At 63.4% G+C, this 14522-nt stretch carries 13 protein-coding genes; 10 read left to right on the forward strand and 3 right to left on the reverse strand.

The features are described from left to right. Positions 1 to 105: 105 nt before the first annotated feature. The 10 genes from ABDB81_RS00140 to hutG all read left to right on the forward strand — a co-directional run bounded on the left by ABDB81_RS00140 (position 106) and on the right by hutG (position 11024). Positions 106 to 1053: an ABC transporter substrate-binding protein gene (locus tag ABDB81_RS00140; protein ID WP_160472921.1), complete on the forward strand. Its 948-nt coding sequence runs from the start codon at positions 106 to 108 to the stop codon at positions 1051 to 1053. Positions 1054 to 1066: 13 nt separating this feature from the next. Beyond that, the gene (locus ABDB81_RS00145) at positions 1067 to 1939 is read left to right on the forward strand and encodes an ABC transporter permease (protein ID WP_346809242.1); all 873 of its coding nucleotides are present in this window, start codon (positions 1067 to 1069) and stop codon (positions 1937 to 1939) included. After that, complete coding sequence (locus tag ABDB81_RS00150; RefSeq protein WP_346809244.1) at positions 1936 to 2715, forward strand: ABC transporter ATP-binding protein; 780 nt, start codon at positions 1936 to 1938, stop codon at positions 2713 to 2715. The genes ABDB81_RS00145 and ABDB81_RS00150 overlap by 4 nt, the downstream gene beginning before the upstream one ends. 18 nt (positions 2716 to 2733) lie before the next feature. After that, entirely contained in the window at positions 2734 to 3501 is a 768-nt protein-coding gene (gene hutC, locus ABDB81_RS00155; RefSeq protein WP_137926121.1) for a histidine utilization repressor, read from the forward strand. 86 nt (positions 3502 to 3587) lie between these two features. Beyond that, on the forward strand, positions 3588 to 5165 hold the full coding sequence (gene hutH / locus ABDB81_RS00160; RefSeq protein WP_346809246.1) for a histidine ammonia-lyase: 1578 nt from the start codon (positions 3588 to 3590) through the stop codon (positions 5163 to 5165). Between the two features lie 78 nt (positions 5166 to 5243). Further along, positions 5244 to 6944 carry a urocanate hydratase gene (hutU, locus tag ABDB81_RS00165; RefSeq protein WP_346809248.1) on the forward strand — a complete coding sequence of 567 codons (1701 nt, stop codon included), beginning with the start codon at positions 5244 to 5246 and terminating at the stop codon, positions 6942 to 6944. Beyond that, positions 6944 to 7522 carry a HutD family protein gene (locus ABDB81_RS00170; protein WP_346809250.1) on the forward strand — a complete coding sequence of 193 codons (579 nt, stop codon included), beginning with the start codon at positions 6944 to 6946 and terminating at the stop codon, positions 7520 to 7522. The genes hutU and ABDB81_RS00170 overlap by 1 nt, the downstream gene beginning before the upstream one ends. A 2-nt stretch (positions 7523 to 7524) precedes the next feature. After that, a complete protein-coding gene (gene hutI, locus ABDB81_RS00175; protein WP_346809252.1) occupies positions 7525 to 8751 on the forward strand; it encodes an imidazolonepropionase in 1227 nt (408 codons plus the stop codon). Continuing rightward, on the forward strand, positions 8748 to 10154 hold the full coding sequence (locus ABDB81_RS00180) for a formimidoylglutamate deiminase (RefSeq protein ID WP_346809254.1): 1407 nt from the start codon (positions 8748 to 8750) through the stop codon (positions 10152 to 10154). The genes hutI and ABDB81_RS00180 overlap by 4 nt, the downstream gene beginning before the upstream one ends. 51 nt (positions 10155 to 10205) lie before the next feature. Then, entirely contained in the window at positions 10206 to 11024 is an 819-nt protein-coding gene (hutG, locus tag ABDB81_RS00185) for an N-formylglutamate deformylase (protein WP_137926127.1), read from the forward strand. 16 nt (positions 11025 to 11040) lie between these two features. Here the strand turns inward: hutG and ABDB81_RS00190 are convergent, their stop codons facing one another. The 3 genes from ABDB81_RS00190 to ABDB81_RS00200 form a co-directional block, all read right to left on the reverse strand. After that, the gene (locus tag ABDB81_RS00190; protein ID WP_137926128.1) at positions 11041 to 12087 is read right to left on the reverse strand and encodes a fimbrial protein; all 1047 of its coding nucleotides are present in this window, start codon (positions 12085 to 12087) and stop codon (positions 11041 to 11043) included. 122 nt (positions 12088 to 12209) lie between these two features. After that, positions 12210 to 13052: a fimbrial protein gene (locus ABDB81_RS00195; protein WP_346809256.1), complete on the reverse strand. Its 843-nt coding sequence runs from the start codon at positions 13050 to 13052 to the stop codon at positions 12210 to 12212. 408 nt (positions 13053 to 13460) lie between these two features. Beyond that, positions 13461 to 14423: a fimbrial protein gene (locus ABDB81_RS00200; RefSeq protein ID WP_346809257.1), complete on the reverse strand. Its 963-nt coding sequence runs from the start codon at positions 14421 to 14423 to the stop codon at positions 13461 to 13463. Between the last annotated feature and the right edge of the window lie 99 nt (positions 14424 to 14522).

Consider the following 14522-nt stretch of genomic DNA (forward strand, 5'->3'; position numbering starts at 1 on the left):
TAAACCCCGGGTTTGACTTGTATATACAGGCTGGTACATTGCCCGTCAGGTCCAGGGAGACGGGACCCCCACTACCCAGAACGACGCCCACAGGGAGCCGACAGCATGAAGCTGCACCGCCGCGCCGCATTGATCGTTACCTCCGCGCTATTTGCCACAGCCGCCCACGCCCAGAACACGCCGGTGACCATCGGCATGAGCGGATGGACGGGTTTTGCGCCGCTGACGCTGGCCGAGAAGGCCGGCATCTTCAAGAAGAACGGTGTCGATGTGGAGATCAAGATGATCCCGCAGAAGGACCGGCATCTGGCGCTGGCGTCGGGCGCGATCCAGTGCGCAGCCACTACGGTGGAGACGCATGTGGCGTGGAATGCCAATGGCGTGCCGATCACGCAGATCGTGCAGCTCGACAAGTCGTATGGTGCCGATGGCCTGGCCGTGCGCGGCGATGTGAAGGGATTCGCCGACCTCAAGGGCAAGACGATTGGCGTGGATGCGCCGGGCACCGCGCCGTACTTCGGACTGGCCTGGATGCTCAAGAAGAACGGCATGACGCTCAAGGACGTGAAGCTGACCACGCTGTCGCCGCAGGCCGCCGCGCAGGCGTTCGTGGCCGGGCAGAACGATGGCGCGATGACCTATGAGCCGTATCTGTCGACGGTGCGCGCGAATCCGGACAAGGGCAAGATCCTGGCCACCACGCTCGACTATCCGATGGTGACCGATACGCTGGGCTGCGCGCCGAAGTGGCTCAAGGACAATCCCAAGGCTGCGCAGGCACTGGTCGACAGCTATTTCGAAGCGCTGGAGATGATCCGCAAAGACCCGGTGAAATCCAACGAGATCATGGGTGCGGCCGTGAAGCAGACCGGCGAACAGTTTGCGAAATCTTCCGCTTACCTGCGCTGGCAGGACAAGGACGCCAACAAGACCTTCTTCGCGGGAGAACTGGCCAGCTTCAGCAAGGAAGCGGCCGATGTGCTCAAGGACATCGGCGTGATCCGCCAGGTGCCCGACGTGACGGCGCTCTATGACGCCCGGTTCCTCAAGTAAGCAGGAGGCAGGCATGTCGCAATCGCCTACGCCGACGATGACCACGCGCGCCCCCGCGCCCATTGTCTCCGCGTCCAACGACCGCGCACCGCGCGCGCGTCATCCGTGGCTGTCGCCGCTGGTGCCGGTGTCGTCGCGGGCGCGCTGGGTACTCGGCCTGTCGTTCTTCGTCCTGTTCTTTGCGGTCTGGGCGATGGCGACGCTCGGCGGTTTTGTCTCGCGCACGTTCCTGGCCGATCCGCTGACGATGGCGCGCGAAGGCTGGGCGCTGTTCACCGAGTACGGTTTCATCGGCGATATCGGCATGACGGTCTGGCGCGTGCTCGGCGGCTTCATGCTGGCTGCCGTGCTGGCCGTGCCGCTCGGCATCCTGATGGGTGCCTACAAGGCGGCCGAGGCATTCTTCGAGCCGTTCGTGTCGTTCTGCCGATACCTGCCGGCGTCCGCATTCATTCCGCTGCTGATCCTGTGGGCCGGCATCGGCGAGACGCAGAAGCTGCTGGTGATCTTTATCGGATCGTTCTTCCAGATCGTGCTGATGGTGGCCGTGACGGTGGGCGGCGCGCGCAAGGATCTGGTGGAGGCCGCTTACACGTTGGGCGCCACGCCGCGCGGCATCGTGCGGCGCGTGCTGATTCCGGGTGCGGCGCCGGACATCGCGGAAATCCTGCGACTCGTGCTGGGTTGGGCGTGGACCTACGTGATCGTGGCCGAGTTGATCGGTTCGTCGTCGGGCATCGGACACATGATCACGGATAGCCAGGCGCTGCTCAACACCGGACAGATCATCTTCGGCATCATCGTCATCGGCTGCATCGGCCTGATCTCCGACCTCGTCTTCAAGCTGGCCAACCAGCGCCTGTTTCCCTGGAGTGCCATCAAATGAGCGCGCTGTCGATCCAGCAGGTATCGCGGACCTTTGCCAACCCGAACGGTGGCAGCACGCAGGCGTTGCTGCCCGTCGATTTCGAGGTACGCGACAACGATTTCGTGACGATCCTCGGTCCCTCGGGCTGCGGCAAGTCCACGCTGCTGCGCATTGTGGCGGGACTCGATACGCCGAGCGGCGGACGCGTATTGCTCGATGGGCAGGCGGTGGCCGGACCGGGCGCGGATCGCGGCATGGTATTCCAGTCGTACACGCTGTTTCCGTGGCTGACCATCGAACAGAACGTGCGCTTTGGCCTGCGCGAGCGCGGCATGAGCGAGGCCGAGCAGAAAGAGCGCAGCGATTTCTTCATCGCGCGCGTGGGGTTGCGCGGTTTCGAGCAGCACTTCCCGAAGCAGTTGTCGGGTGGCATGCAGCAGCGCACGGCTATTGCGCGGGCGCTGGCCAACGATCCCAAGATCCTGCTGCTCGACGAGCCGTTCGGTGCGCTCGACAACCAGACGCGCGTGCTGATGCAGGAGTTGCTGCTTGGCATCTGGGAGTCGCATCGCAAGACGGTATTATTCGTGACGCACGATATCGACGAGGCCATTTTCATGGCGAACCGCGTGGCGGTGTTTTCCGCGCGGCCGGGTCGGATCAAGAGCGAGATCGCGGTGGATTTCCCCCATCCGCGCCATTACACGATCAAGACGTCGCCTGAATTTTCCGTGCTCAAGGCGCGGCTGACGGAAGAGATTCGCGCCGAGGCCATGGCTTCGGCGGAGCACTGAGCGACACCCCAACGCATCATGAACGCATCCGCCAATCAGGCACCTTCCCCCGCATCGCCGAACGGTCCCGCTGCGCTGTACCAGCAGGTCAAGGCGTATATCGCGACCCAGATCCAGAGCGGCGCGTGGCAGCCCGGCGACCGTGTGCCGTCGGAGCAAGAGCTTGTGAACCGCTTCTCGGTATCGCGCATGACGGTCAACCGTGCGCTGCGCGAGTTGTCGGAGCAGGGCAGGGTGGTGCGCGTGGCTGGCGTTGGCACTTTCGTCGCGGAGCACAAGCCGCAGTCCACGCTGCTGTCGGTGGTGAATCTGCAGGACGAGATCCGCCTGCGCGGCCATGACTATGCGTGCGATGTGATTCTGGTGGAGCGCGTTTCGGCATCGATCGAAGTGGCCGCGGCGCTGGAGTTGCGTACGGGTGAGTCGGTGTATCACTCGATCTGCATTCATCGCGAGGATGGCGTGCCGGTGCAACTGGAAGACCGCTACGTGAACCCGCGCGCGGCGCCCGACTTCATCGCGCAGGATTTTTCCGATACGCAGCCCGGCGAGTACCTGCTGCGCAACGTGCCCTACGATCAGGTGGAGCATGTGGTGGATGCGATTGCTGCCACGCCCGAGCAGGCCGTGCAGCTTGAGATGCCGCCCACCCAGCCCTGCCTGCTGCTGACGCGCCGCACCTGGACGCATGGCGTGCCCGTGACCTTCGTGCGCTGCCTGCATCCCGGTAACCGGTATCGGCTGGGCAGCCGTTTTCGTGCCGACGGCAATCCCGCCTTCGGCTAGGACAGTAGCCTGAGGCCAACCAAAAGTTGGTCCCAGGTTTTATTTTCGACTAACCTGTATAGACAGGCGCATACAAGGCGTCTGACATGACAACACAGACCATGACGCAAGATTCCCGCTCTCTCCTGACCCTCCATCCTGGCCACGTCTCGCTGGACGATCTGCGCCGCATCCATCGTGGCGAAGTGCGTCTGTCGATGGCCGACAGTGCGTGGGCCGGGGTGCGCGCCGCGCAGGCCACGGTGCAGGACATCATTGATGCCGACGCGGTGGTCTACGGCATCAATACCGGCTTCGGCAAGTTGGCCCAGTCGCGCATCCCTCACGACAAGTTGGCCGAGCTGCAGCGCAATCTGGTGTTGTCGCATAGCGTGGGCACGGGCCCGGACCTCGCGCCCGATACCGTGCGGATGATCCTGGTCATCAAGGCCGTGAGCCTCGCGCGTGGACACTCGGGCGTGCGTCCGGAATTGATCGAGGCGCTGCTGGCACTCGCCAATCACGGTGTGACGCCATGCATCCCGGCCAAGGGATCGGTCGGTGCGTCGGGCGATCTGGCACCGCTTGCGCACATGTCTTGCACGCTGATCGGCGTGGGCGATGTGATGATCGACGGTCAGCGCGTCAGCGCCGCGCAAGGACTGGAGCACGCGGGCCTGCAACCGTTCACGCTGGGACCGAAGGAGGGGCTGGCGCTGCTCAACGGCACGCAGGTCTCCACGGCGCTGGCGCTGGCCGGATTGTTCGCCGCCGAAGATGCATTCGCGGCGGGACTCGTGGCGGGCGCGCTGTCGCTGGAAGCGATCAAGGGGTCGGTCAAGCCGTTCGATGCACGCATTCACGAAGCACGGGGTCAAGTCGGACAGATCGCCGTGGCCGGTGCGGTGCGCGCGATGCTCGACGGTAGCGATATCGTCGATTCGCACAAGGCATGTGGCCGCGTGCAAGATCCGTATTCGATTCGCTGCCAGCCGCAGGTGATGGGCGCGTGCCTCGACAACCTGACTCACGCCGCGCGCATCCTGCGTATCGAAGCCAACGCGGCATCGGACAACCCACTGGTGTTTGCCGAGCAGGGCGATGTGGTGTCGGGTGGCAACTTCCATGCGGAACCAGTGGCATTTGCGGCCGACATCCTTGCACTCGCCATCGCAGAGATCGGCGCGATCTCCGAGCGCCGCCTGGCACTGCTGCTCGACACGGGACTGTCGGGTTTGCCACCGTTCCTCGTGCGCGATGGCGGCCTGAACTCGGGCTTCATGATCGCGCAGGTCACGGCAGCGGCGCTCGCATCCGAGAACAAGTCGCTCTCGCATCCGTCGAGCGTGGACAGCCTGCCAACTTCGGCCAATCAGGAAGATCACGTATCGATGGCGACGTACGGCGCGCGTCGTCTCGGCGAGATGGCCGCCAACACGGCGGTGATCGTCGGCATCGAAGCGATGGCCGCTGCGCAAGGCATCGAATTCAGCCGGCCGCTGAAGTCATCGCCGCTGATCGAACAGGAACTGGCGCGCATCCGCAGCCGCGTGGCCTTCGTGGAGTCGGATCGTTATCTCGCGCCCGATATCGAGGCGATGAAGCAATGGGTAGTGCAGGGTGATGCGGGGGCGGGGTGGCCTGAGGCGGTACGCGAGATCTTGCCGACCAATACGGGTGTTTGAACCGCCTGCCCTCTCCCCCGCCCCTCTCCCGCTTGCGGGAGAGGGGAGAAAACCGAACGCATATTGAAAGAGACAACCATGAACGCTAACGAACGTCAATTCAGCACCGCGCGCGGCCAGCGCGAAATCCGCGCCCCGCGTGGCACGCAACTGCACTGCAAGAACTGGCTCATCGAAGCGGCCTATCGCATGCTGCAGAACAACCTCGATCCCGATGTGGCAGAGCGTCCGCAGGATCTCGTGGTCTATGGCGGCATCGGCAAGGCTGCGCGCAACTGGGAGTGCTTCGACGCCATCCTCGACAGCCTGCGTCGCCTCGGTGAAGAAGAATCGCTGCTCGTGCAATCCGGCAAACCGGTGGGCGTGTTCCGCACGCATGCCGATGCGCCGCGCGTGCTGATCGCCAATTCGAACCTCGTGCCGCACTGGGCCAACTGGGATCACTTCAACGAACTCGATCGTGCTGGCCTGATGATGTACGGCCAGATGACGGCGGGTTCGTGGATCTACATCGGCACACAAGGCATTGTGCAGGGCACGTTTGAGACGTTCGTCGAAGCGGGCAATCAGCACTTCGGCGGCAACCTGACCGGCAAGTGGATTCTGACTGCGGGGCTCGGCGGCATGGGCGGCGCGCAGCCGCTGGCCGGTGTGCTGGCCGGTGCGTGCGTGCTGACGATCGAGTGCCAGGAGTCGCGCATCGACTTCCGCATCCGTACCCGCTATCTCGACAAGAAGGCGACCACGCTAGATGAAGCACTCGCGATGATCGACACCGCGACGAAGAATGGCGAAGCGATCTCCGTGGGTTTGCTCGGCAACGCGGCGGAGATCGTGCCGGAACTCGTGCGTCGTGCGCAGGCCGGTGGTATCCGTCCGGACATCGTCACGGACCAGACCTCGGCCCATGATCTCGTCAATGGATACCTGCCTGAAGGCTGGACCGTCGCGCAATGGGAAGACCTGCGCCAGCGCGATCCGAAGGCGGTGGAAGCGGCAGCGCGCGCATCCATCGTCAAGCATGTGAATGCGATGCTCGCGTTCCAGCAGATGGGTGTGCCCACGCTTGATTACGGCAACAACATCCGACAGGTAGCGTTCGACGAAGGCGTGAAGAACGCGTTCGATTTTCCGGGCTTTGTGCCGGCGTATATCCGTCCGCTGTTCTGTCGCGGCAAGGGGCCGTTCCGCTGGGTGGCGCTGTCGGGCGATCCCGAGGATATCTACAAGACCGATGCCAAGATGAAGGAGCTGTTCCCCGAGGACAAGCACCTGCACCGCTGGCTCGACATGGCGCGCGAGCGCATTGCGTTCCAGGGCCTGCCTGCGCGCATCTGCTGGGTGGGTCTCGACGAACGCCATCGCGCCGGTCTCGCGTTCAATGAAATGGTGAAGTCGGGCGAGCTGAAGGCGCCGGTCGTGATCGGTCGCGATCATCTCGATTGCGGCTCGGTGGCGTCACCGAATCGCGAAACGGAATCGATGCGCGATGGCTCCGATGCGGTATCCGATTGGCCGCTGCTCAACGCGCTGCTGAACACAGCGGGCGGCGCGACGTGGGTGAGCCTGCATCACGGCGGTGGCGTCGGCATGGGCTTCTCGCAGCATTCGGGCGTGGTCGTCGTCTGCGATGGGACCGACGCCGCAGCCAGGCGCATCGAGCGCGTGCTCTGGAACGATCCAGCCACTGGCGTGATGCGTCATGCCGATGCGGGCTACGACATCGCCATCGATTGCGCGAAGGAGAAGGGACTCGACCTGCCAATGGTGAATCGCTGATGGCTTTGAAGACGTTTGCGCTGGCCGACATTGCTCCCACGCCGTGGAAGAACGGTGGCGGCACCACGCGCGAGATTGCGGTGTGGCCGCCAGGTGCGGGCATGGAGAGTTTTGCGTGGCGCATCAGCGTGGCCGATATCGCGAGCGATGGTCCGTTTTCGGCGTTCCCCGGCATCGATCGACAGATCGTGTTGCTCGATGGCAATGGCGTGCATCTGCAAGCGCATGACGATTCGTTCTGCCACAAGCTCGTGCGCGTGGGTGAACCGTTCGCGTTCTCCGGCGATACCGATGTGCATGCCGCGCTGGTGGATGGCGCCACGCGCGACTTCAACGTGATGACCCGCCGTGGCGTGTGCCGTGCGGAGATCAACCTGAAACGCCAGCCGTTCACAGTTGTACCCACCGATGCCATGGCGCTGCTGCTGGTATTGCGCGGCACGTGGAACGATGGCGATGGCATGCAACTCGCCGAGGGCGAGGGCGTATGGTTGCCGCTCGGCACACCGGCCCTCACCATGACGCATACGGATATTGCCGCGCTATGCCTGCGTGTGACCCTGCATATGGAGCCGTAACGATGACTCGCACCGACGCGCCGTCTGCCGACGGCATCTGGCATCACTGCCACCTGCTGCCCGATGGCAACATCGATCGCGCCATACGTGATGGGGCGCTTGTCGTTGAGGCGGGTCGCATTGTGTGGCTGGGGCCGCTGGCAGCGTTGCCCGATGGACTTGCACACCTCCCGCGTCATGATGCGAACGGCGCCTGGATCACGCCCGGTCTGGTCGATTGTCATACGCACCTGGTCTATGGCGGCCAGCGCGCCGACGAGTTTGCGATGCGGCTGGCGGGTGCCAGCTACGAAGACATCGCGCGTGCGGGTGGCGGCATCGTCTCCACCGTGCGTGCCACGCGCGAGGCCGATGAAGCCACGCTGTTCGCACAGGCCGCGCCGCGTCTCGAAGCCCTGCTGGCCGAAGGCGTGACGGCCATCGAGATCAAGTCTGGTTATGGCCTGTCTCTCGATGCCGAACGCAAGCAATTGCGCGTGGCGCGGCAACTTGGCGAGGCGTATGGCGTGTCGGTGTACACGACGTTCCTCGGCGCCCATGCGCTGCCGCCCGAGTACGCGGGGCGAGCCGATGACTATATCGATCTCGTCTGCAACGCGATGCTGCCCGCGCTGGCAGAAGAAAAGCTGGTCGATGCCGTCGATGCGTTCTGTGAAGGCATCGGCTTCTCGCCCGCGCAGACCACACGAGTTTTCGACGCCGCCGCGCGATACGGCTTGCCGGTCAAGCTGCATGCGGAGCAACTGAGCAACCTCGGCGGTGCTGCGCTCGCTGCACGGCATGGGGCATTGTCCGCCGACCATCTCGAACATCTGGACGAAGCCGGTGTGGCAGCGATGGCCGAGGCCGGCACGGTAGCGGTGTTGCTGCCGGGCGCCTACTATTTCCTGCGGGACACGCATCTGCCGCCGCTCGCACTGCTGCGTCAGTACGGCGTGCCCGTGGCGATTTCCACTGATCACAATCCGGGCACCTCGCCCACTACGTCGCTGCTGCTGATGATGAACATGGCCTGTACGTTGTTCCGCATGACCGTGCCCGAGGTGCTGGCCGGTGTGACCACTCACGCGGCGCGCGCACTTGGGGCTTCGGATCGTCACGGCGCGCTGGCCGTGGGACGTAGCGCCGATTTCGCGCTGTGGCAAATCGCTTCACCGGCCGAGCTGGCGTACTGGTTCGGCCGCAATCCGTGCGTGGGCGTGGTGCGGCAAGGCAAGGTGTATCGATGAACGATGGCAAGCTCTTTGCATCGTGGGCGCTGCTGCCCGAAGGCTGGGCACAGGACGTGCTGCTGACATGGGATGCGCAGGGTGCGCTTGCATCGGTCGACACCGGAGTGACACCCGATGCGTCAGTGCCACGCGCCGTCGGCCCGATATTGCCCGGCATGCCGAACCTGCACTCGCACGCGTTCCAGCGCGGTTTTGCAGGACTGACCGAATATCGTAGCGTGGCACCGGGCGACGATCCTGCAGGGGGCGACTCGTTCTGGAGCTGGCGCACGCTGATGTACCGCTTCGCACTGCGGCTCTCGCCCGATGCACTGGAAGCCATTGCCACGCAGCTGTATATCGAGATGCTGCGCGCCGGCTACACCAGCGTGTGCGAATTCCACTACGTGCATCACGATGCCGATGGCAAGCCCTATGCCGACCGCGCGGAGATGTCGCTGCGCTTGCTGCGCGCGGCGCAGGCTGCCGGTATTGGCATGACACTGCTGCCGGTGCTGTACCAGACGGCCGGGTTTGGCGACAAGCCCGCGCAGGCCGATCAGCGCCGCTTCCTGAACGATGTCGATACCATGCACACGCTGCTCGAACGTCTGGCGCCGCATTGCGCGGCCTATGGCGCGCGGCTGGGTCTGGCGCCGCATTCGCTGCGCGCGGTGCCGCCGCAGAGCCTGAAGCATGCGGTGACGGCGCTGCACGCAGTGGATGCCACGGCACCCATACACATCCACATCGCCGAGCAACAAAAAGAAGTGGACGATTGCCTGGCATGGTGTGGTGTGCGTCCCGTGCAATGGCTGCTCGACCACATGCCGGTGGATCAGCGCTGGTGTCTGGTCCACGCCACGCATATGGATTGGGAGGAACGGCGGCGGCTGGCGCAGAGCGGCGCGGTGGCTGGCATCTGCCCGACCACCGAGGCCAACCTGGGAGATGGCGTGTTTGACGCAGCGCCGTACCTTGCACTGGGCGGCGCCTGGGGCGTGGGTTCGGACAGCCATGCGAGCGTGAGTGCGGCAGAGGAACTTCGGACTTTCGAATACGGCCAGCGTCTGGGTCTGCAACGCCGCAACGTGCTGGCGTCTGAGCGTCACCCACAAGTGGCGGACCGTCTGTGGCTCGATGCGGTGGCGGGCGGCACGCGCGCAGCGGCACGCAATGTGGCGGGACTGGCAGTCGGGCAGCGCGCCGACTTCCTCGTGCTCGATGGCGCGCATCCGGCGCTGGCGGGACTCGACGGACCGCGTGCACTAGCCACGCATGTGTTCGCGAGCCACGGGCATGAGACACTTGCGGAAGTCCGCACGGGCGGCGTGCGTCGCGTGCAACATGGCGCGCATCCGCTCCAGGCCGAGGCCGGACGGTTGTTCGCCGAAGCGCGCACACGCCTGCTGGCCGACTGAATCGCACGAATTTTTCAGCACCCAAGCATTTCCAAGCGCCCCTGAAATACGATGTCCGCCTTTACCACCGATATCCCCGCTTTCACCCTGCAGCGCGGCACGCGTCCGCTGCTGATCTCGATGCCGCACGTCGGCACGCATGTTCCTGCGCAACTGGCGTCGCGCTTCACGCCCGAGGCGCGCACCGTGCCCGACACCGACTGGCACATGGATCGCCTCTACGATTTCGCGCGTGAGTTAGGCGCGTCGATCCTGATGGCGACGCACTCGCGCTACGTGGTGGACTTGAACCGCCCGCCCGATAACGCGAATCTCTATCCGGGCCAGGACACTACGGGCCTGTGCCCGGTCGATACGTTCGACAAGACGCCGGTCTATGCCGATGGCACGCATGGTCCCGACGATGCCGAGATCGCGCTGCGCCGCGACGCCGTCTGGCATCCGTACCACAACGCGCTGCAGGAAGAACTGAAACGCCTGCGCGATGCGCACGGCACCATCGCATTGTGGGATGCACACTCGATCCGCTCGGTGCTGCCACGTTTCTTCGAAGGCAAGCTGCCCGACTTCAACCTGGGCACCGCCGATGGCAAGAGTTGCGATGCAGCGCTTGCTGCCAGCCTGTTCGAGATCGCGAACGGTGTGCCGAATCACACCGCCGCGCTGAACGGCCGTTTCAAGGGCGGCTACATCACGCGCCAATACGGCAAACCAGCGGATGGCATCCACGCCATCCAACTGGAACAGACACAGTCTTCCTATATGGAAGAGATCTACCCGTTTGCCTACGACGAGGGCAAGGCCGCGAACATCCGCCCGGCCATCCGCCAGATGCTGGAGACGGTGTTGGGGTTCGTGGAAGCGCGCTGAGCCAGCCAGGGATTGCTCACTGATAGCTCATTGTGAAGGTGGCAAGCCCGACGACCGTGCCCGGGGTCACCGCGCCCGTGGCGACATATTCCGCGATGAACAAAATATCCGAGGTCGTCTCGGATGGCCCCACCAGGAACTGATTGAAGTTCCGGGGGTTCGGGGAGTCTGGTCCGTAGCGCACGGCCCGTCCCGATGGTCCCGTGATCTGCAACCGCACGCCTCGGGCGGTGGAGTCTGGTGTCAGCGTCAGCCGATCTGTCCGGTTGCCGGGAGTGGTGACATCGCTGAATGTCATATACACCCGCACCCGGGAATCGCTCGGGCATGCGATGTTGATGCGGAAAGGTGTGGCGCCAGCCGCAGCGCCGCCTTGGACTAGCGACGCTCGGGAGACGGTTGGCATCGAAACACCGACGCTGGGCGTGGTGACGCTGCAGGATCTGGCAGTGATGTTCGAATTGACGATGGCTACCGACGACAGCGTCGGGGATGTCACGTCATACGGGATGTTGTGGCTGACCAGCCGGAAGAGTTCCCCGATCGACAGCGGTCCGCTGACGGTTATCGAGCCGGTCTTGATCAGCTGGTAAGTGAATGTGGCATGGCCGGAGACACCGGCCGCGTTGACGCGTCGCGTGAAGTTGTTCGGTCCAAATGAACGCAATGACGACATGACCGTGTCGTATTCCACGCTGACGACCCGTATCCCGATGCCGGGCATGCCGGTTTCCCAGGAACTGGGAACGGTGAGGGAGACCGGGCGTTGCGTATACATCTGCAGGAAGAAGCCCGGGTACCTGCCCCACATCCACCAGGGCGCATTCGGCGGGCAATTGAAGGTGGTTACGCTCGAGCGAATCTCGCTTAGCGGCGCACCTATGGGCGCGTCGCGCGCGATGTTGATGTCATTGAAGGTGATCGTCGTCGGCGTGGTCGACAATGTGCACTGCAACGGCGGCGGATATTGGGCGTGCGCACCTGGGGACATTCCCAGGCAGCCCAAAGCCATCATCAGTGATGCCGGCATGGATAGCCAGCCGCTACGAACTGGATTGAACAAGGCCAACTCCGCAGGACGCGATGAGGCCAAAGTCTATGAAACGTCGCTTGTTACAGATATCGTCAATCAACGAAATCGGAAGTCTTCCGAGTTCTTTCTGGTGTGGGGTTGCTGCAGCCGGGCTACTGATAGCTCATCGTGAAGGTGGCCAGCCCGGTGACAGTGCCGGGTGTCACTGCGCCCGTGGAGATGTATTTCACACTGAACGGCATATCGATGACCGGCTGGGAAGGTCCGATCTCGAACTGATTGGTGGTTTCGGCCGCGGAGCTATCCGCGCCGAAGCGCACGACCTGACCCGTCGGACCTGTGATTTGCAACTGCACGCCCTGGGCGGTGGAGGCACGCGTCAGCGTCAGCATGTCCGTGCGGTTGCCGGGCGTCGTGGCGTCGCTCAGTGTCATGTGCACCTGCAGCCTGGCGTCGTTCTGGCATGACACGCCCACGCGAAAGTAGGTGGTGCCCGCCGTGTCCCCGACCCTGTCGAGCGCGGTGCGGTTGACCGTTGGCATCTCGACATTCACGGCGGGCGTGGTGGCGGTGCAGGATCTCGACATGATGGTGGTGTTGCCAATCCCTATAGCCGATAGCGGCGGCGATGACGTCTGGTTACGCGGAATGTTGTGGCTGACGAGCTGAAGCAGTTCACCCATCGACACCGATCCGCCAATGGCCCCAGTGTCCACGCGGCCAGTCTTGATCAACTGGTACGTGAATGTGGCACTTCCGGAGTACCTGTCTGCACCGACATTCGGCGCGAAGTCGTCCCATCTGCCGAGCGGAATTTCCGACAGTACCTTGTTGTCGTAACTCGTACTGATGACCCGCACGCCGACGCCGGGAATGTTGGTTTGCCAGACATCGGGAACGGTAGTGGAGACTGCGGCGCGTGGAAAATACTGCAGGTAGAAGCCAACACTTCTACTGCCTTGCCATACGTTTCGCGGGCAATTGATCGTTGTCACGCTGGATCGGATAGCGCTCAGCGGTGTGCCGACGGGTGCGTCCCGGGCGACACTGATCGTGCCGAAAGAGATTGTCGATGGCGAGGTCGACATCGTGCATTGCAATACCGGCGGCCGCGGCGGTGGCTGAATCTGGGCGTACGCACCTGGACTGATGCCCCAGCATGCCAGGACGACGAACAGTGATGCCGACATCGCGTGGCGGCCGCGACGAACCGCATTGAGCAGGTATTTCATGATGCAAAGCAATCGAGTGTATCTAGTTGGACGTCCTCGGGGGGGAGGCGGTACCGCACCGAAATCCGATGTGGCATCGCCAAGTCTATGGATGGGAGATCGACCAAGAAATGGCTGATCGACGAATTTAGGAATTTTCTGAGATTCGTTGGGAAGGGGTGCCGCCAGGGACTACTGGTAACTCATCGTGAACGTGGCGATTCCGATGACCGTGCCGGGTTGCACTTCCCCCGTGGCCACATAGTCGACGCTGAATGGAATATTGTCGGTCGTGCTGGATGGCCCGATCAGAAATTGATGGGTGTTCAGCGTCGTTGCGGCGTCCGGTCCGAAACGTACCGCGTCTCCCGAGGGGTTCGTGATCCGCAACCGTACGCCCTGGGCCGTGGAGCCGCTCGTCAGCGATAGCAGGTTTGTCCGGTTGCCCGGCGTCGTGGCATCGGTCAACGTCATATGCACCTGTACGTTCGTATCCTGCTGGCAATTGATGCCGATGCGGAAGGCGGTCCTGCCTGCCGTATCCCCCACGTTGCCTAGTGTCGACCGCGAAATCGTGGGTAGTGGTACATCCACGCTGGGCGTGGTCACAAGACAGGAGCGCCCTGTGACAGTGGTATCGCCGAGCCCGACCGAAGACAGTGTGCCCGACGTGACATTCGTGTTGCCGTTGGCACTCACCAGCCGGAACAGCCTGCCGACCTGCATTGTTCCGGTGCCGGTGACCGGCCCCGTCTTGACCAACTGGTAGGTGAACTGGGCGATGTAGGTGTCGGGTCTTGAGCCGGTGTTCGGAAGAAAACTCTGGAAGCTGCCGCTGCTCACATTGGAAAGCACGCGATTGTCATAAGTTCTGCTGCGCACGCGTATGCCGACACCGGGGTAGCCCGTTTCCCATACGTCGTTGACCGTGGACGATGTGGGAAGGGTCGCGTAGGCCCGCAGGCTGAAGCCCCCGTGGAGGACATAGCAGGATTCTCGTTGGCCGGCGACGGTTATGCATTGGATACGTCCGAGATTCGCGGGACAAGTTACCGTCGTGGTCGACGTCCTGACCTCACTCAGTTCGGCGCCTACCCGTGCATCCCGTGCAGTACTGATGCTGCCGAAGGAAATCGTTGCAGGCGATGTCGACATGGTGCATTGCTGTGCCTGTGCACCCGGGCTGAATCCCCAGATCCCAAGGAGAAAGACAAGTGCCGCGGGGAACATGGACCGGGCACGACGCAACGATAT

Origin of the sequence: Cupriavidus sp. DL-D2 (assembly GCF_039710735.1) — a bacterium.
Lineage (GTDB): Bacteria > Pseudomonadota > Gammaproteobacteria > Burkholderiales > Burkholderiaceae > Cupriavidus.

Bases quoted from the DNA above. Each gene is read 5' to 3' on its own strand.
- hutC (WP_137926121.1), top strand. From the start codon at position 2,734: ATGAACGCATCCGCCAATCAGGCACCTTCCCCCGCATCGCCGAACGGT.
- hutU (WP_346809248.1), top strand. From the start codon at position 5,244: ATGAACGCTAACGAACGTCAATTCAGCACCGCGCGCGGCCAGCGCGAA.
- ABDB81_RS00150 (WP_346809244.1), top strand. From the start codon at position 1,936: ATGAGCGCGCTGTCGATCCAGCAGGTATCGCGGACCTTTGCCAACCCG.
- ABDB81_RS00180 (WP_346809254.1), top strand. From the start codon at position 8,748: ATGAACGATGGCAAGCTCTTTGCATCGTGGGCGCTGCTGCCCGAAGGC.
- hutG (WP_137926127.1), top strand. From the start codon at position 10,206: ATGTCCGCCTTTACCACCGATATCCCCGCTTTCACCCTGCAGCGCGGC.
- ABDB81_RS00145 (WP_346809242.1), top strand. From the start codon at position 1,067: ATGTCGCAATCGCCTACGCCGACGATGACCACGCGCGCCCCCGCGCCC.
- ABDB81_RS00170 (WP_346809250.1), top strand. From the start codon at position 6,944: ATGGCTTTGAAGACGTTTGCGCTGGCCGACATTGCTCCCACGCCGTGG.
- hutH (WP_346809246.1), top strand. From the start codon at position 3,588: ATGACAACACAGACCATGACGCAAGATTCCCGCTCTCTCCTGACCCTC.
- ABDB81_RS00140 (WP_160472921.1), top strand. From the start codon at position 106: ATGAAGCTGCACCGCCGCGCCGCATTGATCGTTACCTCCGCGCTATTT.
- hutI (WP_346809252.1), top strand. From the start codon at position 7,525: ATGACTCGCACCGACGCGCCGTCTGCCGACGGCATCTGGCATCACTGC.
- ABDB81_RS00200 (WP_346809257.1), bottom strand. From the start codon at position 14,423: ATGTCGACATCGCCTGCAACGATTTCCTTCGGCAGCATCAGTACTGCA.